This window comes from Acidobacteriota bacterium (assembly GCA_016716715.1).
Lineage (GTDB): Bacteria > Acidobacteriota > Thermoanaerobaculia > UBA5066 > UBA5066 > Fen-183.
The window spans coordinates 198843-219785 of sequence record JADJVE010000002.1 but is presented as its reverse complement, the minus strand read 5'-3'; the positions used below and the strand labels follow the sequence as shown (position 1 = coordinate 219785).

The window sequence follows — 20943 nt, the reverse complement described above, 5'->3', positions numbered from 1 at the left end:
CGGGATCGGGCATCATCCGGGGGATGGCCCCGCCCTTCGACCGCCCCATGCTCGCCGTGTTCTGCGGAGCGCGCGCCGGCGTCTCGACGGCGTACGCCGACGAGGCGGCGGCGGTGGGCCGCGAGATCGTCCGCGCGGGCGCCGGGCTCGTGTTCGGCGGCGGGCGCGTCGGGCTGATGGGCGTCCTCGCGGACGCGGTGCTCGAGGAGGGCGGCATCGCCTACGGCGTGATTCCCGCCGGCCTCTTCGCGAAGGAGGTCGCGCACGGCGGCCTCACGCGCCTCGAGGTCGTGAACACGATGCACGAGCGCAAGGCGCTCATGGCCGACATGGCGGACGGCTTCCTCGCGCTGCCCGGCGGATACGGCACGCTCGACGAGTTCTTCGAGATCGTGACCTGGCGGCAGCTCGGGCACCACGCACGCCCGATCGTCCTCTACAACCGCTCCGGCTTCTTCGACCCTCTTCTCGCGGCGACGCGCAGGATCGCGGACGAGGGATTCGCCCGCGAGGGCGCCGATTATTTCGCCGTCGAGACCGACCCGGCCGCCGCAGTGCGCCGAGCGCTCGCGGGCGCATCTCGTCCGGCGCCGCCGGCCCACGGGGGCGAGGACCGGCGGTGAGCCGCAGCCTCGCCGCCTGCGTCGCGGCGGCGTTCCTTCTGCTCGCGGCGACGGCCGAGGAACGGACGTTCGGGACCGTGAGCGACGAGCAGCAGATGCTCTACACGGCGATCTCGATTGCGACGACGGGAGAGATCGGAATCTCCCGCAACCAGCACTTCAGCATCGCGCGGGCCGGAGGCGACGCCGTGGCGCCCTACGGCATGGGCCTTCCGCTCGTGGAGGCCCCCTTCGCCGCCCTTGCGCGGCCCTGGGAAGCGGCGTTCGGGGCCCGCACCTCGCAGACCCTGTTCGTGTTCCTCGAAGTGCTTCTGGTGACGGCGGCCGCGGCGGGCGCCGGACTGCTCGCCGCGGCGCTCGGCGCCGGCGCGTTCGGCCAGGGGCTCGCCGTCTTCGGGACGGCTCTCGGATCGCCGCTGTGGGCTTACACGGCTTACGGGTTCTCCGAGCCGCTCCAGGCGGCCTGTCTCGTCTTCGCGTTCCTGTTCGCGGTGCGGGCGGCCGAGGACGGTGCCGGAGCAGCCACGCGCCGGGCCGCGGCCGCCGGCTTTTTCGCGGGCTGGCTCGTCCTCACGAAATCCGTGAACCTCGTGTTCGCGCCGCTGGCCCTCCTGCCGCTCGTCCCGGCCGTCTGGCCTCCGTCACGCGCGCGGCTCCGGCTCGTGGCCGCGGCGGCGGCGGGCGCCGCGGCGCCCCTCGCCGCGATGCTCGCGTTCGAGTTCGTGCGTTTCGGAAAGCCGTTCTCGTCCTACGGGGACCAGAAATTCGCACACCCGTTCCTCGACGGAGCCTGGCGGCTCCTCGTCGGGCCGAACAAGGGGCTTCTGCTCTATTTCCCGCTTGCGATTCTTGCGATCGTCGGCCTCGTCCTGTTGACGCGGGCGGTCACCACGCGCGCCGCGGCGGTCGCCGTCGCCGCGCTTGGCGTGGCGTTCTTCGCCGTGTACGCCCGGTGGTGGGCCTGGGACGGCAGCGGCGGCTGGGGGCCACGCTTCCTCGTCCCGCTCGTGCCGGTTCTCGCCGCCATCGCGGGAACGGCCGCGGCCTCGCGCCTCGGGCGCGCGGCCGGGGCGACGCTCGTCGCGCTCGGGATCGGCGTCAATGCGCTCGGGACGTTCGAATCCGAGGCGGCGTCCTTCTTCTACGTCTCGTCGACCGGGCTTGGCCGAGTCTCGCCGGAGCTGTACGCGGAATATCCCGCTTCGTTCCGGCCACCGCGCGAGGAGAACGGCACGTACCGGCTCTGGCGCTACGTTCCTGCGGCGTCCGACGCCGGTTTCTCGGCGTTCCGGCTGCACCCCTTCCTCCTCGGGGTCCGGTTCGCGGACCTCGGCGACGACGAGCGCCGCGAAAGGCTGCTGCGCCCGCCCTGGCTGGCCGCGCATCCGGACGCCGTTCCGGACCTGCCGCCGCCCTCGCCGATGATCACGACGCGGACGCCGCTCGTGAACTACCTCACGACGCCGTTCCGCTGGCCGCACCTCTTCATGAGCTTCCGGCACCCGCGCGGCGAGCGCCCCGGAACCTATAACCCGGCCTGGTACGCGGGCCTCGCGGACCAGGCGCTCCGGAATCTCGACATCGGCCGGCCGGACCGTGCGGCGCGGATCGCGGAGACGCTCTTCGCGCTGCTGCCGTCGGGATACATGGCCGCCATCCGTCTCGAGGGCCTGCGCCTGTCGGGACAGGACGAAACCGCGCACGCGTTCGCCGACGAGCTTCCGGACCGCGTCCGGCGCGCGCCTCCGGTCGTGCTCGTGCAGGCTCTTCGCGCGCGCGATCGCGGCCAGTATGCGTACGCCGCGGGTCTCCTCGCCGAGGCGGCCCGCGGGATCCGGACGCGCGCCATGCAGGACGCCCTGCGCCGGCCGCCGTCCGAGTGGCCGCGGAGCTTCCGGGAGCTCAGCTCCGAGATCTCGGACGGCTCGGATGCGGGCGCCGCGGCCGCGCCGCCGCGCTAACATCCGGGCATGACAGGAGCCCCCGTTTTCCGGCGCCCGATGGGCGCGCTCGTCGTCACCCTCGCGTTCCTGGCGGCCGCCGGCCGCGCGCACGCGGCGTCGCCGAGCCTCGTCAAGTGGCGCCCCATCGTCGCGGGCGAGGCCGAGGCGAAGAAGGCGGGCAAGCTCGCCCTTTACTTCTTCACGGCCGACTGGTGCGGCCCCTGCCACCTCCTCGAGCAGCAGGTCTTCTCGCAGAAGGTGGTCGCGGACCAGATCGCGAAGGACTACGTCCCGATCCTCGTGCGCGAGGAGGTGCGCGGGAAGAACTCGCCCGAGATGGTCACGCTCGCGAACCGCTACGGCCTGCGCGGCTTTCCCACTCTCGTGGTGTCGCGCCCCGGATTCGACAAGGGCATCACGATGGAAGGCTGGGACGGGCCGGCGCTGGCAATCGAGTTCCTGAAGGGCGCGCGCCAGCGATTCCTGACGGCGGAAAAAGCCGAGAAGAAAAAGAAGACCTGATCGGAGGCCCCGTGACCGACGTCAAGATCACCGTTCGCAACGACGGCTCGCTCCTCGTGAGCGGCCCCGTCACGCTCGAGGATGCCGCGGGACAGCCGTTCGGGCTGTCGGGCCGTACCTCGATCGGGCTCTGCCGCTGCGGCCACTCGGAGAACAAACCGTTCTGCGACGGCTCGCACGCCCGCGCGGGCTTCAAATCCGAGGTCGTGGCGCGCGAGCTGCCGCCCCCGAAGCCGAAGCCCTGACCGTTCAGGCCCGGAGGATCCCCTCCGAGGTCCAGATGCGGAATGCCTTGCGGACGGCCGCGGGGGAGAGCGGGCTCCGCGCCTTGCGCGCCGCGAGGCGCAGCGCCTTCCCGAGGCTCTCGCCGGCGGCCAGCGCCGCCAGCAGGTGGAACTCCCCGCGCGAGAGGTCCAGCCGGTAGACGACGAAGCTCCGGCGGTGGACGGCGGCCCACGACGCCTTCGGGCGGGTCGAGGCCTTTCGTCCTGCCTTGAGCGCGTCGAGCGCGGGCCCGGCGGCGTGCCGGAAGGCGAGGAGGCGCAGCGTCGGCGCGATGCCGAACCGGCGGCTCTCCCAGTCGGAGTCGACGTGCGCGGGCGGGGCCGCGGGCGCGGCATCGTCCTCCGCGTCGAACGTCTCCGTGACGGCGAGCTCGAGCCGGGCGAGGTCCGCGAGGAACGCGCGCTTCGGGTGATGCCACGTCTTCACGAAGTCCGGGACGTGGTCGCCGAGCCGGTTGAGCGTGTAGCTCCGCGACGGGTGGACCGCGACGTAGTCGGCCACGAAGTGCTCGAAGAGGTGGTGTCCGAGAAAGGCACGGAGCCCCGGATAGTCGGCTGCGAGCGCGTCGTGCATCCGGAGGGGGTACATGCCCTGGTAGACGGCCAGCCGCTCGAGAGGCGCCATCGTCTTCGAGGGCAGAATCGCGCGCTCGGCCTCGCGCAGCGGGACGTGCCGCGTGGCGGCGCGGCTGCGGATCGCCTCCTCGATCGTGCCCGGGTGCACGATCGAGGCCTGCATCCAGCGTTCGAGCGCGCGAAGTTCAGGCATGGGCGGCCGCGGTCACGCGGGCTTCGACCCGAACGAGGGGAGGCCGGTGGGCGAGCGCCTTCTTCGCCTCGGCGTGGACGGTCTCGAAGTCCGGAATGTCCTCGTCCCACTCGAGAAGCGTCGCGCGCGGGCCCGTGAGAGCGTTCGCGTGGCGGAAGAGGCTCCAGACCTCGTCCTTCACGCGCGCGCTGTGCGTGTCGAGAAGGTACGTTCCCTTGTCGGTGTGGCCGGCGAGGTGGTACTGGACGACGCGGTCGTGGGGGAGAGCGTCGAGGTAGGCGACGGGATCGAAGCCGTGGTTGACGGAGCTCACGTAGACGTTGTTGACGTCGAGGAGCATTCCGCAGTCGGCGTCCCGGAGGAGGCGGTCGAAGAACGTCCACTCGGGGATCGTCGACGCGCGGAACTCGACGTAAGAAGACGGATTTTCGAGGACGAGCGGCCGCTCGAGGACGTCCGAGACCGTCTTGACGCGCTTCGTGACGTGCTTCAGGGACTCCTCCGTGTAGGGGAGGGGGAGGAGGTCGTGCGTGTTGCGGCCCATGACGCCCGTGAAGCAGAGGTGGTCCGACACCCAGAGCGCTTTCGTCCGGTGTGCCAGCGACTTGACCTTCCGGAGGTAGTCGAAGTCGAGGGGGTCGGTCCCGCCGATCGACATCGAGACCCCGTGCAGCACGACGGGCGTCCGCTCCGCAACGCGGTCGAGGACGTGAAGCGGACGCCCGCCCGTGTCGAGGAAGTTTTCGGTGAGGGCCTCGTAGAAGTCCACGTCGGGCTTCTTCGCGAGGATGTGTCCGAAGTGGACGGTGCGGAGCCCGACCCCCACGCCGAGGTCGGGCAGCCCGAAGCGGTCACCCATGGAAATCGGAGGTCAGCTCGCTGGCGCGGCGGCTTTCGGCTTCATCGCGTTCTTCATCGGGCTGGCGCAGCCGCCCTTGCCCTTGCACGAGTTCTTGCCGGCGCACTTGTTGTCGCCGGACTTGCAGCCGCCCTGGCCCTTGCACTCGTTCTTGCCGGCGCAGTCGTGCTTGGCCGCGGTGGCGCAGCCGCCCTTGCCCTTGCACGCGTTCGCGCCCGCGCAGGAGTTCTCCTTCGTGGCGCAGCCGCCCTGGCCCTTGCAGGCGTTCAAGCCCTTGCAGGCGTGCTTGGCGGGCTTGTCGGCGGGCTTGTCGTCGGCGAGGAGGGTCTTGCCGGCGACGAGGCCGGCGACGGCGGCACCGAGGGTGGCGGCGAACTGGCGACGATTCATGGGTCCTCCTTTAATGCGCTCGAGGTGCGGGTTCTTCATACCACTACGGAAGTGAGATTGCGACTGGATCAAAGACTCTGTCTCAGGGTTGTCGCTCCACGTGCAGGGGTGGATGACGCGAAGGGGCGCCTCTATTCCGGCCGGCCGTCTCCGGCCTGCTGGAGGAGCTTGGCCACGAGGCCGGTCCAGCCCGTCTGGTGGGAGGCGCCGAGCCCGGCTCCGTCGTCGCCGTTGAAGTACTCGTGGAAGAGGAGGAGGTCCCTCCAGTGGGGGTCCGCCTGGAAGATCCCGGTCCCGCCGAACGCGGGCCGCCGGCCGTCCGGCCCGGCGAGGAAGATCCCGGTGAGGCGCCGGGAAAGCTCGTCGGCGACCTGCCAGAGGCTGAGCTCGCGTCCGGAGCCCTTCGGAAACTCCACCGTGAAGGTGTCGCCGAAGAAGTGGTGGAACTTCTGGAGCGACTCGATCAGCAGGAAGTTCACCGGAAACCAGACGGGGCCGCGCCAGTTCGAGTTGCCCCCGAAGAGGCTGGTCCGCGACTCGGACGGCTCGTAGTCGACGCGCAACTCGCGGCCGTCCCATGGCACGACGAAGGGGCGGTCCCGGTGCGCCCGGGAAAGCGACCGGATCCCGTGGTCGGACAGGAAGCGGTCGGGGTCGAGGAGCGGGTCGAGGATGCGCCGAAGGCGCTCCCTCCCCACGAGGGACAGCAGGCGGCGCGTCCCCGCGGCCGTTGTCTGCGTCTCGACCTTCGCGCCATACGCCGCGCCGTGGTCGAGGAACCACTGCATCCGTCGGCGGAAGCCGGGGAAGGCCTCGAGGTGGGCGGGCTCGAGCGTCGCGACGGCGAAGAGCGGGATGAGGCCGACCATGGACTGGATCCTCATCGGGATGCCGTGGCCGTCGGCGAGGCGAAGGACGTCGTAGAAGAAGCCGTCCGACTCGTCCCAAAGCCCCGTGCCGTGCTCCGGCGCGTTCATCGCCTTCGAGATGTACATGAAGTGCTCGAAGAACTTCGAGGCGATGTCCTCGTAGGCCTTGTCCTCGCGGGCCAGCTCGAGGGCGATCGTGCCCATGTTCAGGCAGTACATCCCCATCCAGCTCGTCGCGTCGGACTGCTGGAGCGTGGCGCCGAACGGGAGCGGCTTGCTTCGGTCGAAGAGACCGATGTTGTCGAGCCCGAGGAAGCCTCCCTGGAAAACGTTGTTTCCGTCCTGGTCCTTGCGATTCACCCACCACGTGAAGTTCAGGAGCAGCTTGTGGAAGACGCGCGCGAGGAACGCGCGATCGGGCGTGCCAGACCGCTTCGCGTCGATCTTGTAGACGCGCCACGCGGCCCACGCGTGAACGGGCGGGTTCACGTCCTCGAACTTCCACTCGTACGCGGGGAGCTGCCCGTTCGGGTGCATGTACCACTCGCGCAGGAGGAGGACCAACTGGTCCTTGGCGAAGTCAGGGTCCACGAGCGCGAGCGGGATCGTGTGGAAGGCGAGGTCCCACGCGGCGTACCACGGGTATTCCCATTTGTCCGGCATCGAGAGGACGTCGGCGTTGAAGAGGTGCTGCCAGGCTGCGTTGCGCCCGCGGAGACGCTCGTCCGGAGCGGACGGCTGGCCGGGGTCTCCCCTCAGCCAGCGCGCGACGTCGTAGCCGTAGTACTGCTTGGACCAGAGCATGCTCGCGAACGACTGCCGCATCACGTTCTTCGCGTCGGCGGAGAGCTCGCGGGGAATCACGCGGGCGTAGAAGGCGTCCGCCTCGTCCCGGCGCGCCGCGAGGACTCGGTCGAACTCCTCGTCGAACGGCGCCGCGAGGGAGCGGTCCGTGAGGCGCAGCCGCACCGTGCGCGATTCGCCCGCGGGGACGTCGAAACGGAACCAGGCGGCCGCCTTCGTCCCGTAGCCCGCCGGGTTCACGGCTTCCGTGACGCCGTGGACGACGCGCTCGTGGAAGGCGTCCTTCACGAACCGGCCCTCGTCCTCGGCGCCCCAGAGCTTCCGGGCGTTCGAGATGTTGTCCGTGAAGAGGAGATCCGGCGCACCCTCGACGTAGAGCGTCCGGCCGCCGTAATACGGGTGGTGGACCGCGATCGCCGCGGCGCCGGCCGGAGGCGCCGACGCCTCGAGGCGGGGCAGGCGCGCATCGAGGCCCCACGACCACGTGTTGCGAAACCAGATCGTCGGGAGGACGTGGAGCGGAGCCGCGTCGGGGCCGCGGTTGACGGCCTCGATCGTCACGAGGAGGTCCTCCGCCGAGGCCTTCGCGTACGTGACGAACACGTCCCAGTAGCGGCTTTCCGCGAAGACACCGGTGTCGAGGAGCTCGAACTCGGGATCGAGGCGCGTCCGCCGCGCGTTCTCCTCGACGAGGGCGCGGTACGGAAACTCGGCCTGCGGGTACTTGTAGAGCATCCGCATGTACGAATGCGTCGGCGTCCCGTCGAGGTGAAACCAGTACTCCTTCGCGTCCTCGCCGTGGTTGCCCTCGGGCCCGGAGAGGCCGAAGAGGCGCTCCTTGAGGATCGGATCGTGCCCGTTCCAGAGCGCCGGCGCGAGGCAGATCAGGCCGTGGCGGTCGGAGAAACCCGCGAGGCCGTCCTCGCCCCAGCGGTAGGCGCGCGAGCGCGCGTGATCGTGCGGAAAGTACGTCCAGGGCTGGCCCTCGGCGCCGTAGTCCTCTCGCACCGTGCCCCACTGGCGGTCGGAAAGGTACGGCCCCCAGCGCTTCCAGTTCGCCTTGCGGGAGCGATCCTCCTCGAGGCGGAGGGACTCCGGATCGAGCGGCCCGGCCTGCGGCATCAGTGGGCGGCCACCGGCTTTGAGGTCGTCCCCGCCGCGATCGGGCTCGATCCGTCCGGGATGAGGCAGATCGTGTAAGGGGGCGGTGACGGCCGCGAGAGGAACTCCTTGAAGACGGACAGGGCCACGCGCCCGCCGCAGCCCGGGGCCGTGTACGGATGGCCATGGCCCTCGTAGGCGGTTTTCAGGGCGGCGAGCTTCTGCTCCAGTTGCGCGATTCTCGCCTCGGCCGAAGGCGGGAGCGCCATCGTCGACGTTCCCGCGACCGTCTGAGGGGCGGCGACCGCGTTGGCGCTACGGACGGCCACAGTGGCGAGGCTTCCGGCGATCCCGCCGAGAACCGAGGCGAGGATGATTCCGGTACCGGCGATCCTCTTCATGATGTTCCCCCTGCGCGGGATGCTACAGGGGAGAGCCGGGACGGTCGGTGCGCCAGACCGTTCAGCGCCGGACGACTCTCAGGAAGGCCGCGAGGCGTTCGTCGGTTGTCTGCGCCCGCAGCTCGGCAGGCGTGCCGGCCTGCGCGACCTTCCCGTCGAAGAGGACGACGAGGTGCGAGGCGAGGGAGAAGGCCTCGGGCTGGTCGTGTGTGACGAGGAGCGTCGTGAGGCCCGTCTCGTCGTGCAGTCGGAGGAGCCACTCGCCGAGCTCGAGCCGCACGCCCGCGTCCAGCGCGCCGAACGGCTCGTCGAGGAGGAGGACGCGCGGGTTCACGGCGAGGGCACGCGCGAACGCGACGCGCTGCCGCTGCCCGCCGGAGAGCTCGTTCGGGCGCCGCCCCTCGAGGCCGTCGAGCTGCACGCGAGCGAGGAGCTCGTCGGCTTTCGCGAAGGCCTCCCGGCGCGGGACACGGCGGACCCGAAGACCAAAAGCCACGTTCTCGCGCACGGTCAGGTGGCCGAAGAGCGCGTAACCCTGGAAGACGAAGCCCACGCCGCGCTTCTGGACCGGCGTCGTCGTGACGTCCTCGCCCGAGAGAAGGACGCGGCCCGCGTCGGGCTCCTCGAGGCCCGCGATGATCCGGAGGACCGTCGACTTGCCTGCTCCGGAAGGGCCGAGCACGGCCGTGATCGCGCCCGTCGGCGCCGTGAACGACACGTCGGCCACCGCGGGCGGGCCGTCGTCCGTGAATCGGCGCGCGAGGTTGCGGACCTCGACGCTCATCGCGCGGCCACCCGGGCCTCCTCGAGCTTCCGGACGGCGAGCGTCACGAGCGCGAGGAACGTGAGGAGGGACGCGACGGCGAAGGCGCCCGTCATGTCGTACTCGTTGTAGAGGATCTCGACGTGCAGCGGGATCGTGTTCGTGACCCCGCGGATGTGTCCCGAGACCACCGACACGGCGCCGAATTCTCCCATCGCGCGCGCGTTGCAGAGGACGACGCCGTAGAGCAGCCCCCACCGCACCTTCGGGAGCGTCACGCGGAAGAACGTCTGCCACCCGTTTGCGCCGAGCGTGAGTGCGGCCTCCTCCTCGGCATTGCCCTGCGCCTCCATCACCGCGAGCACCTCGCGCGTCACGAACGGGAACGTGACGAAGATGGTCGCGAGCACGATGCCCGGCACCGCGTAGATCACCTTCCAGTCGTGCAGCTGAAGAAACGGTCCGAGGAGGCCGCGCCGGCCGAAGAGGAGGACGAAGACGAGACCGCCGATGACGGGAGAGACCGCGAACGGGAGGTCTACGAGCGCGACGAGGAACCCTTTGCCCCGGAACCGGAACTTCGCGACCAGCCAGGCCGTCAGGAGGCCGAAGACGAGATGGAACGGCACGACGAGCGCGGCGGTCAGGAGCGTGAGCCGGATCGCCGCGAGGGCGTTCGGCTCCGTGATCGCGGCGAGGTACGCGGCCGGGCCCTTCCGGAGCGCCTGCGCGAAGACCGACGCGAGCGGGAGGAAGACGAAGAGACCGAGGAACGCGAGCGCGGCGCCCACGAGGGCACGGCGGACTGCGGGCCGCTCGGCGAGCGTCGGCGCGGGGCGAAAGCCGCGGCTCGCGGCCATGGCCGAGGCGCCGGCACGCCTTCGCGTCCAGCGCTGGAGGGCGTTCGCGGCGAAGACGAGGGCGAAGGAGGCGAGGAGGAGGACGACCGCAATCGCCGTGGCGCCGGCCTCGTCGTACTGCTCGAGCTTCGTGACGATCAGGAGCGGCGCGATCTCGGTCTTCATCGGGAGGTTCCCCGAGATGAACACGATCGAGCCGTACTCGCCGAGGGCGCGCGCGAACGCGAGCGTGAACCCCGTGAGGAGCGGCGGGAGAAGGTTCGGGAAGACGACGCGCAGGAACGCCTGCAGGCGGGAGGCCCCGAGGACACCGGCGGCCTCCTCGAGCTCGGGGTCGAGATCCTGAAGGACGGGCTGGACGGCGCGCACGACGAACGGCAGGCCGACGAACGTCAGCGCGAGGACGACGCCGGCCGGCGCGAAGGCCACCTTCAGGCCGAGCGGCTCGAGGAACCGGCCGATCCAGCCTTGGCCTGAGTAGAGCGCCGTAAGCGTGAGGCCCGCGACGGCCGTCGGGAGCGCGAACGGAAGGTCCACGAACGCGTCGAGGATCGCGCGCCCGCGGAAGCGGTAGCGCGCGAGGACCCACGCGACGAGAAGGCCGAAGACGGCGTTCAGGAGCGCGGCGAGGAGCGCCGCGCCGAAGCTCAACCGGTACGCGGCGAGGGCGCGCGGCGCCGTGACGATTCGCAGGAAGTCATCGCCCGTGAGGCTCGCAGCGCGCAGCGCGAGCGCGGCGAGCGGAAGGACGACGACGAGGCCCACGTAGAGCGAAGCCAGGGAGAGCGCGGGCGCGAAGCCCGGGAGGACGCCTTGTCGGCGCTTCGTCGTCACCGGGCGCCCTGCGTGGCGGCCGTCACGGCGTCGAAGACGCCGCCGTCGTCGAAGTGAGCCTTCTGGGCCTTTTTCCAGCCGCCGAACGCGCCGTCGATCGTGAAGAGCGAGACCTTCGGAAACGTCGCGGCGTAGCGCGCGGCGACCGCGGCCGAGCGCGGGCGGTAGTGGTGCTTCGCGACGATCTCCTGTCCCTCGTCCGTGTAGAGGAACTCGAGATAGGCCTGCGCGGCGGCGCGCGTCCCACGTTTGTCGGCGTTCCTGTCCACGAGGGAGACGGGCGGCTCGGCAAGGATGCTGACGGACGGCACGACGATCTCGAACCTGTCCTTCCCGATCTCCTTCGTGAGGAGGAACGCCTCGTTCTCCCAGGCGACGAGGACGTCTCCGATTCCCCGCTCTGCGAACGTCACCGTCGACCCGCGGGCGCCGGTGTCGAGCACCGGGACGTTCCGGTAGAAGCGGGTCAGAAACTCGCGTGCCGTCGCCTCGCTGCCGCCCTTCTGCCGCAAGGCCCAGCCCCACGCGGCGAGGTGGTTCCAGCGCGCGCCGCCCGAGGTCTTCGGGTTCGGCGTGATCACGGCGACGCCGGGCCTCGCGAGGTCGTCCCAGTCGCGGATCTTCTTCGGGTTGCCCTTGCGGACGACGAAGACGATCGTGGACGTGTACGGGGCGCTGTTCTGCGGCAGCCGGGATTGCCACGCGGCGGGGAGGAGGCCGCTCTTCTCGGCGATCGCGTCGATGTCACCCGCAAGGGCGAGCGTGACGACGTCGGCCTCGAGACCGTCGATGACCGCGCGGGCCTGCTTGCCCGATCCTCCGTGGGACTGGCGGATCGTGATCGGCCCGTGCGCCGGCTCCCACTTCTTCCGGAATGCGGCGTTGATTTCTTCGTAGAGCTCGCGTGTGGGGTCGTAGGAGACGTTCAGCAGCGTGGCGGTGGGTGCCGCGAGAGAAAGAGAAGAGGAAGAGAAGATTTCTTTGAAGGTGAAGAGAAGAGCGAGGGTTGCGGTGAGGCGCACGAGCGTGCGGCAGACGCGAGTCGACGGGTTCTGAACGATCGGAGCCATGCCCTATTACCTTCTAAGAAAATCTTCTTTCTTCTCTTTTATATTACTTATCCCACTAGTCTAGTCAAGTATTATCCGTTCGGGGGACAATCGGTCCGTGAAGCTCACCCGCCGCAGCGAATACGCCCTGCTCGCGCTCATCCACCTCGCGCGTGCGGAGGGCGAGGGGTACGTCGCCGTCTCGGCCATCGCCGAGGCGCAGGGGCTGCCCGCGAAGTTCCTGGAGCAGCTCCTGATGGCGCTCAAGCGCGCGGGCCTCGTGAAGAGCCAGAAGGGGCCGCACGGGGGATACCGGCTGGGGCGCCCTGCGTCGAAGATCTCGCTGGCCGAGGTCGTGCGCCTGCTGGACGGCGCCCTCGCGCCCACCGAGTCCGTCAGCACGTATTTCTACGAGTCCACGCCCGTCGAGCGCGAGAAGAAGCTGCTCCGCGTCTTCAAGGAGATCCGGGACTTCGTCTCCACGAAGCTCGAGAAGGCGACGCTCGCCGACGTGCTCTGAAATCGCCCCTTGACGTTGTACTAGTGAACTAGTACATTAAGACCATGGCGAGCCCCCCGTTCCGCCTCGACCCTGCGTCCGGCGTGCCGTTCTACCGGCAGGTCATCGACCAGGTGCTCCTCGCCGTCGGCGACGGGCGGCTGAAGCCGGGCGTCCAGCTCCCCACGGTCCGGGCGCTCGCCGTCGAGCTCTCCGTGAACCTGAACACGATCGCGCGCGCCTACCGCGAGATGGAGATCCGCGGGATCGTCGAGACGCAGCAGGGGACCGGCACGTTCGTCTCCGCGCGCAAGCCCGAGAAGAAGACCGCCGATCGCCGAAAGGCCCTCGAGCGTCTCGTGGACCAGTTTCTGACGACCGCCACCGCCCAGGGATTCACACACGAAGAGTTTGCCGAAGCCCTTCTCGAGCGCACCGAAGAGGCCGGCAGGAGGTAACGCCGTGAACCCAGTCATCTTTCCCCGGCTCACCGAGAAAGTTAAGGAGGCCCGGGCGGCCGCCGAAACGGACCGTTCGACGCCGTCCGAACGCCGGCAGCGCCAGAGCGAGAGGGACACCCAGGCGCGCCGATACGTGAACGGCGTGAGCTTTCTCGCGTTCTTCCTGTCGATCCTCGTGGGAATCGCCGGGGCCGTCGCGGCGCAGTCTCCTGCCGCTCTCGTCGCCGGGATCGTCCTCGGCGTCTACCTCCTCTTCGCGCTCAAGGTCGCCAATCAGTGGGAGCGCGCGGTGGTTCTGCGCTTCGGGAAGTTCCGGGGCCTCAAGGGGCCGGGATTCTTCGCGCTGATCCCCGTCATCGACCAGATCACGCAGCTCGTGGACCAGCGCGTCCGCGTGACCGACGTCTCGGCGGAGTCGGCCCTCACGAAGGACACCGTCCCCGTGAACGTCGACGCGATCGTCTTCTGGACCGTCTGGGACGCCCAGAAGTCGGTCCTCGAGGTGGCGGACTACCTCGACGCGGTCGCGCTTTCGGCGCAGACGGCGCTCCGCGAGACGATCGGCCGCCACCAGCTGGCGGAGATGATCACGGAGCGCGAGCGGCTCGGGAAGCAGCTCCAGACGATCCTCGACGAGAAGACGAACCCGTGGGGGATCACCGTCCAGTCCGTCGAGATCCGTGACGTGAAGATCCCCGCCGACCTCGAAGACGCGATGTCGCGCCAGGCACAGGCCGAACGCGAACGCCAGGCCCGCATCATCCTCGGCACCGCGGAGACGGAGATCTCGGCGCGCTTCGTCGAGGCGGGAGACGCCTACAAGGACCACCCACTCGCGCTGCACCTGCGCGCGATGAACATGCTCTACGAGGCGATCAAGGAGAAGGGCTCGATGGTCATCGTGCCGTCGAGCGCCGTCGAGACGATGGGGCTCGGCGGGCTCTCGGGCATGACGGCCCTCGCACAGAAGACGACGACCGGGGAGTAGTTCTCCCGGGGCGGCCGGATTTCAGGTCTCGGCCTGCAGAGCGAGATAGTTCTGCAGGCCGATGTCCGCGATCTGCTGGAGCTGAGCCTCGAGCCAGTCGATGTGGCCCTCCTCCTCCTTGAGGATCGCCTCGAGGAGCATGCGCGACCCGTTGTCGCCGACGGAACGGCAGAGCTCGAGGCCCGCGTTCAGTCGCTCGACGGCGGCCCGCTCGACCTCGAGGTCGAAGGCGTGCTGCTCGGGCACGGTCTGGCCGACGTTGATCCGCAGGTACTTCTGCATGTTCGGCACGCCCTCGAGGTAGAGGATCCGCTCGATGAGCGACTGGGCGTGCTTCATCTCGTCGATCGACTCCTCGCGGCTGTGGTCCGCCAGCTTCTTGTACCGCCAGTTCGCGCACATCATCGCGTGGATGAAGTACTGGTTGACGGCCGTCAGCTCGGCGCAGAGGACGTCGTTGAGAATCTGGATGACCTTTTCGTTGCCCTTCATCGTGGGTGTGCTCCTTCCGTCGTTCGGGGGGCCGTGCGGGCCGCGAGGTATCGCTGGAGGTCCGGGAGGCAGGCCGTGCAGATCGACCCGCATCCCGTGACGCGCTCGGCATCCCCGGATGGCCGGCCCTCGCGGTCGAGCCGGGCCGCGACCTCGGCGAACGAGAGGCTCAGGCACGTGCAGGCCGTCATGGGCGGCGGCGCGGGAAGGTCGGGGAGCGACCTCATGTGCGAGCCGGTCTCACGGGAGGAATCTGCCCCTCCCCGGGCGATCCGTCAACCAGGGCGCCCGAGGCCCTTGAGGGCGCGCGCGAAGAGCCCGACGTATCCCGCGAAACCTCCCATGCCGACGGCGAAGCGCAGCACGCCGTGGAGAGGCACGGCGACGAGCGCGCCTCCGACGAGGCTCAGGAGCGAGGCTGCGACGAGGGCCGCGGTGGCGGCGCCGCGCGGGACCTGGGGAGCGAGATCGTTCATGTGCAAGAAGTTGCGTCTCCGGACCCGAGGAAGTCCGGAGAAAGGTCTAAAGAAACCCTAAAGGCGTTCGCCGGGCGGGGTGGCAGCGCCGCAGACTCGGATGGGCCGCCCCGTGCGGCCTTCGATGGCCGAGTCAAGCAAGTTCTCCCAGGTCCTTCTCGGCAAGCCGCGCGACGTCAAGGACCCGCACGTCTTCCACCGGCTGTCGCTCATCGCGTTCCTCGCGTGGGTCGGGCTCGGCGCGGACGGTCTGTCCTCTTCCGCATACGGGCCGGACGAAGCGTTTCGCGCGCTCGGGGAGCACCGCTCCCTCGCGATCGTCCTGGTCGCGATGACCGCGATCACCGTGGGCGTCATCTCTTACGCGTACTCGAACCTCATCGAGCATTTCCCGGGCGGGGGCGGCGGCTACCTCGTGGCGACGAAGCTCCTCGGAAAGCATGCGGGCGTCGTCTCGGGCTGCGCCCTCCTCGTGGACTACGTCCTGACGATCACCGTGTCAATCGCCTCGGGCTGCGACCAGATCTGGAACTTCCTCTCGCCTGCGATGGCCCGTTACAAGCTGCCGGTCGAGATCGCGGTTCTCCTCCTCCTGATCGTCCTGAACCTCCGGGGCGTGAAGGAATCCGTGACGATCCTCGCCCCGATCTTTCTCGTCTTCATCGGGACGCACGCTTTCGCGATCCTCTATTCCTTCGGTTCGCACCTCACGGCCCTTCCCGAGGTCTTCTCGGGTGCCGCGCGCGATTTCCACGCCTCGACGGCGACGATGGGGTTCTGGCCGCTCGCCTTCGTCCTCCTGAGGGCCTATTCGATGGGAGGGGGCACGTACACGGGAATCGAGGCCGTCTCGAACGGCGTCTCGATGCTCCGCGAGCCGCGTGTGAAGACCGGCAAGAGGACCATGCTCCTGATGGCCCTCTCGCTCGCGTTCACGGCCGGAGGCATTCTCTTCGGATACCTCCTCGTGGCGGCGCGGCCCCACGAGGGCAAGACGATGAACTTCGTCCTCTTCGACGCCCTGTTCGGCCACTGGAAGATCGGAGGCTTCGCGGTGGGGAGCGCGTTCGTGCTCACGCTCCTCGTCGCGGAGGCGGCCCTCCTCTTCGTGGCGGCGCAGGCCGGCTTCCTCGACGGCCCGCGCGTCCTCGGGAACATGGCCGTCGACTCCTGGGTGCCGCGCCGCTTCTCGCAGCTCTCCGACCGCCTCGTGACCCAGAACGGCGTCGTCCTCATGGGTCTCGCGGCAATCGCGGCCCTCCTGTATACGCGCGGCAACATCACGATGCTCGTCGTGATGTACTCGATCAACGTCTTCATCACGTTCTCCCTGACCGAGCTCGGCATGTCGCGCCACTGGATCGTGGACCGGCACAAGGAGCCGCACTGGAAGGGCCTCCTCGCGATTCACGGGACGGGCCTCGTCCTCTGCCTCACGATCCTCGGGGTCACGCTCTTCGAGAAGTTCGCCGAGGGCGGCTGGGTGACGACGATCGTGACGAGCGCGACGGTCTGTCTCTGTTTCCTGATCAAGCGACACTACGAGCACGTCGCGGAGGACCTCAAGCGGCTGGACGAGATCCTCGCGCCGATCGCGCCCCTCCCCGCGCCCGGCGACGGACTCGACACTCTCGACCGCCGCCTTCCCACGGCCGTCCTCACGGTGGACCGCTTCTCCGGCTACGGCCTCCACCAGATCCTCTCGATCCACTCCCTGTTCCCGAGGTATTACGGGAACTTCATCTTCGTTTCGGTCGCCGTCGTGGATTCCGGCAGCTTCAAGGGGGAGGAGGAGGTCGGGCGGCTCGAGGCGAACACCCGCAACAATCTCGAGAAGTACGTTTCCTGGTGCCGGGAGAAGGGCTGGAACGCCGGCTACCGGATGGCCGTCGCGACCGAGGCGGTCGACGAGGTCGTGAAGATCTGCAAGGAGCTCCGGGAAGAGTTCCCGCGGATGGTCGTCTTCAGCGGCAAGCTCGTGTTCCGGAAGGAGCAGTGGTACCACCGGCTGCTCCACAGCGAGACGGCGATGGCGATTCAGCGCCGCCTGCAGTTCGAGGGCGTCCAGTCGATCGTCCTGCCTGTGCGGGCCGCGGTCTAGCGTCCGGCGCCCGCATCACGCGGGCCCTTCCCGCTCGATGTCCACGACGAAGACGTCGATCCCGCGGGCCCCCTCGAGCAGGCGCGAGACGATTCCGGGCGCGATTCGCCCCCTGAGTCCCGTCCGGGTCGGGCGTCCCACGACGAGAACTCCGACCTTTTCCTCGCGCGCGAAGTCCAGCAGGGCCTGCGCGACGTCCTCGGACTCGCGATAGACGATCGTGGCGCCGAGAGAGATCGCGAGCTGGATGTTCTCCGTGAGCTCGCGGTGCGCCTTCGCGGAGAGATTTTCGGGCCGGTCGCGCTTGCGCCTCACGTAGAACGCGTACCAACGCGTGTTCATACGCCCGGCCATGCGCGAGCCGCGCCGGATCAACGCGCGCGCGACGAGCGGATCGAGCGGCAGGGCGACGGCGACGCGCGCGGGGGAGGCCGCCGCGAACGTCCCCGACGTCGCGGCCGAAGGCGCCGTCTCTGTGGGGCCGTGGTCGACGTTCTCGGCGGTCTCGCGGAGCGCGAGCTCGCGGAGGGCCCGGAGGTTCTCCTCGCGGAAGAAGTTCTCGAGCGCCTGCGCGGCCTGCACGGGCGGATAGATCTTCCCCTCCTTCAGGCGGTCGCGAAGCTCGGGCCCCGGAAGGTCGACGTTCACGACGGCATCCGCCTCGCGAATGACGCGGTCCGGAACGCGCTCCTTGATCTCGAGGCCCGTCGCGGACTTCACGACGTCCTGCACGCCCTCGAGGTGCTGGACGTTTACGGCCGTCATGACGGAGATCCCGGCGGCGAGGAGGTCGAGAACGTCCTGCCAGCGCTTCTCGTTCTTCGAGCCCGGCGCGTTCGTGTGGGCGAGCTCGTCGACGACGGCCACCTCGGGCCTGCGCGCGAGGACCGCGTCGAGGTCCATCTCCTCGAGCGTCGCGCCCTTGTACTCGACCGTCCGGCGCGGGACGACGTCGAGGTCCCCGATCCGCGAGGCTGTCTCGGCGCGGCCGTGGGTCTCGACGAGGGCGACGACGACGTCGATGCCGCGCCGGCGCATCGTATGGGCGTCGTCGAGCATCTTGTACGTCTTCCCGACGCCCGCCGCCTGCCCGATGTAGACCTTCAGGTGCCCGCGCTTCGGGTCCCGGTTCGCGAGCCTGAGGAAGGACTCGGGATCGGGTCGCGCGTCGCGGTCGGGTTTCACGCTCCGATTATGGGGCGGGGGTGCGCCTGGCGACTTCGAGATTCAGGAGGAGCACGTTCACGCGCGGCTCTCCCCAGAGCCCGAGGAATCGTCCCTCCGTCCGGGCCGCGACCAGCGCCTCGAGGTCGGCGGCGGGAATGTGGGACTCCCGGGAGACCCGCGGGATCTGTAGCCGGGCGTACTCGGGGGAGATGTGAGGATCCAGGCCGGAGCCGGAAGACGTGACGGCGTCGGCGGGGACGGGAGAACCCGCAAGAGACGGATTGTCGGCTCGCAGCGCGGCGACGCGATCGCGGATCGAATCGGCGAGTTTCTTCGAAGTGGGGCCGAGATTGGTTCCTCCAGACTGCGTCCCGTCGTAGCCGGCATCGCCGGCCGCAGAGGGACGAGAGGAAAAGAACTTCTTGGAATGGAAGGACTGCCCGATGAGCGCGCTGCCCACGATGGTGCCGGGGCGCCCGCCCTCTTCCTTTCTAAGAAATCCCCCATCGGCCTTTTCCCGGAACGCAACCTGTCCCACGCCCCAGACGAGGGCGGGATATGCGAATCCGAGCAGCACGGTCAGCGCGAGGAAGAGCCGGATCGAGCCGAAGACGTTCTCTTTCATTGAAGACCTCAAACGAGATGGAGAGCGACGAGGAGAAGGTCGATCGCCTTGATCCCGAGGAACGGGACGACGACGCCTCCGAGGCCGTAGACGAGGAGGTTGCGGCGGAGGATGCGGCCGGCGCCGAGTGGCCGGTACTGGACGCCTTTCAGCGCGAGCGGGATCAGCACCACGATGATGAGCGCGTTGAAGACGACGGCCGAGAGGATCGCGCTCTGAGGAGTGGCGAGGTGCATGACGTTGAGCGCCTGCAGCTCCGGGTACGTCGCGAGGAAGAGCGCGGGGATGATCGCGAAGTACTTCGCGACGTCGTTCGCGATCGAAAACGTCGTGAGGGCCCCGCGCGTCATGAGGAGCTGCTTGCCGATCTCGACGACCTCGATGAGCTTCGTCGGATTCGAGTCGAGGTCGACCATGTTGCCGGCTTCCTTCGCGGGCTGGGTGCCCGTGTTCATGGCCATGCCGACGTCGGCCTGGGCGAGAGCCGGCGCGTCGTTCGTGCCGTCGCCGGTCATCGCCACGAGATTCCCCTTGTTCTGCTCGGCCCGAATGAGTGCGAGCTTGTGCTCCGGGGTGGCTTCGGCCAGGAAGTCGTCCACGCCGGCCTCGCGCGCGATCGTCGCGGCGGTGAGCGGGTTGTCCCCCGTGATCATGACGGTCCGGATGCCCATCGCGCGCAGGCGGTCGAAGCGTTCCTTCATCCCGCCCTTGACGATGTCCTTCAGGTAGATCGTCCCCATGACTCTCTTGCCGTCCGCGACGACGAGAGGCGTTCCACCCTCGCCCCCGATCGAGGCGACGTCCCGGCGGATCTCCTCGGGGAGCGAGCCGCCGAGAGAGCGCACGAAACCGTCCACGGCGTCCGCGGCACCCTTGCGCACCTGCCGCCCGCCCTCGAAGTCGAGGCCGGACATCCGTGTGCGCGCGGAGAACGGAACGAACTTCGCGTTGAGGTCGCGCAGTTCCCGGGCCCTGAGGCCGTACTTTTCCTTCGCGAGCACGACGATGGAGCGTCCCTCGGGAGTCTCGTCCGCGAGCGACGAGAGCTGCGCCAGCTCGGCCAACTCATTCTCCGCCACGCCCGGGGCCGGGACCATCTTCACGGCCTCGCGGTTGCCGAGAGTAATCGTGCCGGTCTTGTCGAGGAGGAGGACGTTCACGTCGCCCGCGGCCTCGACGGCCCGGCCCGACATCGCGAGGATGTTGTGCTTGAGAACACGGTCCATGCCCGCGATGCCGATCGCCGAGAGGAGGCCCCCGATCGTCGTCGGGATGAGACAGACGAGAAGAGCGATGAGGACCGTGACGGAGACGGTGCCTCCCGAGTAGACCGCGAACGGACGCAGCGTCACCGTGGCGAAGAGAAAGACGATGGTCAGACCCGCGAGGAGGATGTCGAGCGCGATCTCGTTCGGCGTCTTCTGCCGCTCGGCTCCTTCGACGAGACGGATCATCCGGTCGAGGAAGGTCTGTCCCTGCTCCGAGGTGATCTCGACGACGATGCGGTCCGAAAGCACCGTCGTACCGCCCGTCACAGCCGAGCGGTCGCCGCCCGCCTCACGGATGACGGGCGCCGACTCGCCGGTGATCGCGGACTCGTTGACGGACGCAATGCCCTCGACGACCGTCCCGTCCCCTGGAATCATCTCGTTGACCTCGATGACGACGCGGTCTCCCTTCCTGAGTTGGCTGGAGGGGACCTTCTCCTCCCGCCCCGCCTTCCCGCCGCCGACCAGACGTCGGGCGGTGGTCTCCGTTCGTGTGCGCCGGAGAGCGTCCGCCTGCGCTTTGCCTCGGCCTTCCGCCACGGCTTCCGCGAAGTTCGCGAAGAGGACGGTCGCCCAGAGCCAGAAGACGATCTGGATCTGGAACCCGAAGAGGCCCTTTGGGGCGAGGCCGGGCAGGAGGAAGAGCGTCGTCGCGAGCGCCCCAACCTCCACGATGAACATGACGGGGTTCTTCATCATCCGCGCCGGATGCAGCTTCGCGAAAGCGTCGACGGCGGCCCGGGAGAGGATTGCCCGGTCGAAGAGGGAAGTCGGTTTCGTTCGCGTCACGGTGCG

At 69.1% G+C, this 20943-nt stretch carries 22 protein-coding genes and 1 pseudogene; 8 read left to right on the top strand and 15 right to left on the bottom strand.

Features of this window, described 5'->3' with window-relative positions:
- Positions 1 to 47: 47 nt before the first annotated feature.
- Genes IPL89_03515 through IPL89_03500 form a run of 4 tightly spaced genes read left to right on the top strand, consistent with a single transcriptional unit; the run spans position 48 to position 3333 of the window.
- A complete protein-coding gene (locus IPL89_03515) occupies positions 48 to 623 on the top strand; it encodes a TIGR00730 family Rossman fold protein (protein MBK9062250.1) in 576 nt (191 codons plus the stop codon).
- Positions 620 to 2584 (top strand): hypothetical protein, encoded by a 1965-nt coding sequence (locus tag IPL89_03510; protein MBK9062249.1) that lies wholly within the window; start codon positions 620 to 622, stop codon positions 2582 to 2584. The genes IPL89_03515 and IPL89_03510 overlap by 4 nt, the downstream gene beginning before the upstream one ends.
- Before the next feature lie 9 nt (positions 2585 to 2593).
- Entirely contained in the window at positions 2594 to 3088 is a 495-nt protein-coding gene (locus tag IPL89_03505) for a thioredoxin family protein (protein ID MBK9062248.1), read from the top strand.
- Positions 3089 to 3099: 11 nt separating this feature from the next.
- The gene (locus tag IPL89_03500) at positions 3100 to 3333 is read left to right on the top strand and encodes a CDGSH iron-sulfur domain-containing protein (GenBank protein ID MBK9062247.1); all 234 of its coding nucleotides are present in this window, start codon (positions 3100 to 3102) and stop codon (positions 3331 to 3333) included.
- A 4-nt stretch (positions 3334 to 3337) separates the two neighbouring features.
- On the opposite strand, the gene IPL89_03495 is transcribed toward IPL89_03500, so the two are convergent.
- The 9 genes and pseudogenes from IPL89_03495 to IPL89_03455 all read right to left on the bottom strand — a co-directional run bounded on the left by IPL89_03495 (position 3338) and on the right by IPL89_03455 (position 12092).
- Positions 3338 to 4141 carry a putative DNA-binding domain-containing protein gene (locus tag IPL89_03495; GenBank protein MBK9062246.1) on the bottom strand — a complete coding sequence of 268 codons (804 nt, stop codon included), beginning with the start codon at positions 4139 to 4141 and terminating at the stop codon, positions 3338 to 3340.
- A complete protein-coding gene (locus IPL89_03490) occupies positions 4134 to 5000 on the bottom strand; it encodes a DUF692 domain-containing protein (protein ID MBK9062245.1) in 867 nt (288 codons plus the stop codon). Before IPL89_03490 ends, IPL89_03495 begins: the two co-directional genes overlap by 8 nt.
- 12 nt (positions 5001 to 5012) lie before the next feature.
- A complete protein-coding gene (locus IPL89_03485; GenBank protein MBK9062244.1) occupies positions 5013 to 5390 on the bottom strand; it encodes a hypothetical protein in 378 nt (125 codons plus the stop codon).
- A 131-nt stretch (positions 5391 to 5521) separates the two neighbouring features.
- Entirely contained in the window at positions 5522 to 8185 is a 2664-nt protein-coding gene (locus IPL89_03480) for a glucosidase (protein ID MBK9062243.1), read from the bottom strand.
- A complete protein-coding gene (locus IPL89_03475; protein ID MBK9062242.1) occupies positions 8185 to 8565 on the bottom strand; it encodes a hypothetical protein in 381 nt (126 codons plus the stop codon). Before IPL89_03475 ends, IPL89_03480 begins: the two co-directional genes overlap by 1 nt.
- 61 nt (positions 8566 to 8626) lie before the next feature.
- A complete protein-coding gene (locus IPL89_03470; GenBank protein ID MBK9062241.1) occupies positions 8627 to 9349 on the bottom strand; it encodes an ATP-binding cassette domain-containing protein in 723 nt (240 codons plus the stop codon).
- Positions 9346 to 10188, bottom strand: coding sequence for a sulfate ABC transporter permease subunit CysW (gene cysW / locus IPL89_03465; protein ID MBK9062240.1), 843 nt, complete (start codon positions 10186 to 10188; stop codon positions 9346 to 9348). The genes IPL89_03470 and cysW overlap by 4 nt, the downstream gene beginning before the upstream one ends.
- 15 nt (positions 10189 to 10203) lie before the next feature.
- Positions 10204 to 11022, bottom strand: a pseudogene (cysT, locus tag IPL89_03460) (sulfate ABC transporter permease subunit CysT).
- Positions 11019 to 12092 carry a sulfate ABC transporter substrate-binding protein gene (locus IPL89_03455; protein MBK9062239.1) on the bottom strand — a complete coding sequence of 358 codons (1074 nt, stop codon included), beginning with the start codon at positions 12090 to 12092 and terminating at the stop codon, positions 11019 to 11021. Before IPL89_03455 ends, cysT begins: the two are co-directional and overlap by 4 nt.
- Before the next feature lie 97 nt (positions 12093 to 12189).
- On the opposite strand from IPL89_03455, the gene IPL89_03450 reads away from it, so the two are divergent.
- From IPL89_03450 to IPL89_03440, 3 genes are all read left to right on the top strand, one after another.
- Positions 12190 to 12591, top strand: coding sequence for an Rrf2 family transcriptional regulator (locus IPL89_03450; GenBank protein ID MBK9062238.1), 402 nt, complete (start codon positions 12190 to 12192; stop codon positions 12589 to 12591).
- 44 nt (positions 12592 to 12635) lie between these two features.
- Entirely contained in the window at positions 12636 to 13028 is a 393-nt protein-coding gene (locus IPL89_03445) for a GntR family transcriptional regulator (protein ID MBK9062237.1), read from the top strand.
- A gap of 136 nt (positions 13029 to 13164) precedes the next feature.
- Positions 13165 to 14019, top strand: a complete 855-nt coding sequence (locus IPL89_03440; GenBank protein ID MBK9062236.1) for a slipin family protein — start codon at positions 13165 to 13167, stop codon at positions 14017 to 14019.
- Positions 14020 to 14040: 21 nt separating this feature from the next.
- Here IPL89_03440 and bfr read toward each other — a convergent pair whose 3' ends face one another.
- Genes bfr through IPL89_03425 form a run of 3 tightly spaced genes read right to left on the bottom strand, consistent with a single transcriptional unit; the run spans position 14041 to position 14987 of the window.
- Entirely contained in the window at positions 14041 to 14511 is a 471-nt protein-coding gene (bfr, locus tag IPL89_03435; protein ID MBK9062235.1) for a bacterioferritin, read from the bottom strand.
- Positions 14508 to 14738 (bottom strand): hypothetical protein, encoded by a 231-nt coding sequence (locus IPL89_03430; protein MBK9062234.1) that lies wholly within the window; start codon positions 14736 to 14738, stop codon positions 14508 to 14510. The genes bfr and IPL89_03430 overlap by 4 nt, the downstream gene beginning before the upstream one ends.
- Positions 14739 to 14786: 48 nt before the next feature.
- Positions 14787 to 14987, bottom strand: a complete 201-nt coding sequence (locus IPL89_03425; protein ID MBK9062233.1) for a hypothetical protein — start codon at positions 14985 to 14987, stop codon at positions 14787 to 14789.
- 100 nt (positions 14988 to 15087) lie between these two features.
- Here IPL89_03425 and IPL89_03420 point away from each other — a divergent pair, with 100 nt between their 5' ends.
- Positions 15088 to 17088, top strand: a complete 2001-nt coding sequence (locus IPL89_03420) for an APC family permease (GenBank protein ID MBK9062232.1) — start codon at positions 15088 to 15090, stop codon at positions 17086 to 17088.
- Positions 17089 to 17103: 15 nt separating this feature from the next.
- Here IPL89_03420 and IPL89_03415 read toward each other — a convergent pair whose 3' ends face one another.
- The 3 genes from IPL89_03415 to kdpB are packed head-to-tail and all read right to left on the bottom strand — an operon-like array spanning position 17104 to position 20937.
- Entirely contained in the window at positions 17104 to 18273 is a 1170-nt protein-coding gene (locus IPL89_03415) for a histidine kinase (protein MBK9062231.1), read from the bottom strand.
- Between the two features lie 7 nt (positions 18274 to 18280).
- On the bottom strand, positions 18281 to 18880 hold the full coding sequence (gene kdpC, locus IPL89_03410; GenBank protein MBK9062230.1) for a potassium-transporting ATPase subunit KdpC: 600 nt from the start codon (positions 18878 to 18880) through the stop codon (positions 18281 to 18283).
- Between the two features lie 8 nt (positions 18881 to 18888).
- Positions 18889 to 20937 (bottom strand): potassium-transporting ATPase subunit KdpB, encoded by a 2049-nt coding sequence (kdpB, locus tag IPL89_03405; GenBank protein ID MBK9062229.1) that lies wholly within the window; start codon positions 20935 to 20937, stop codon positions 18889 to 18891.
- Positions 20938 to 20943: the final 6 nt, after the last annotated feature.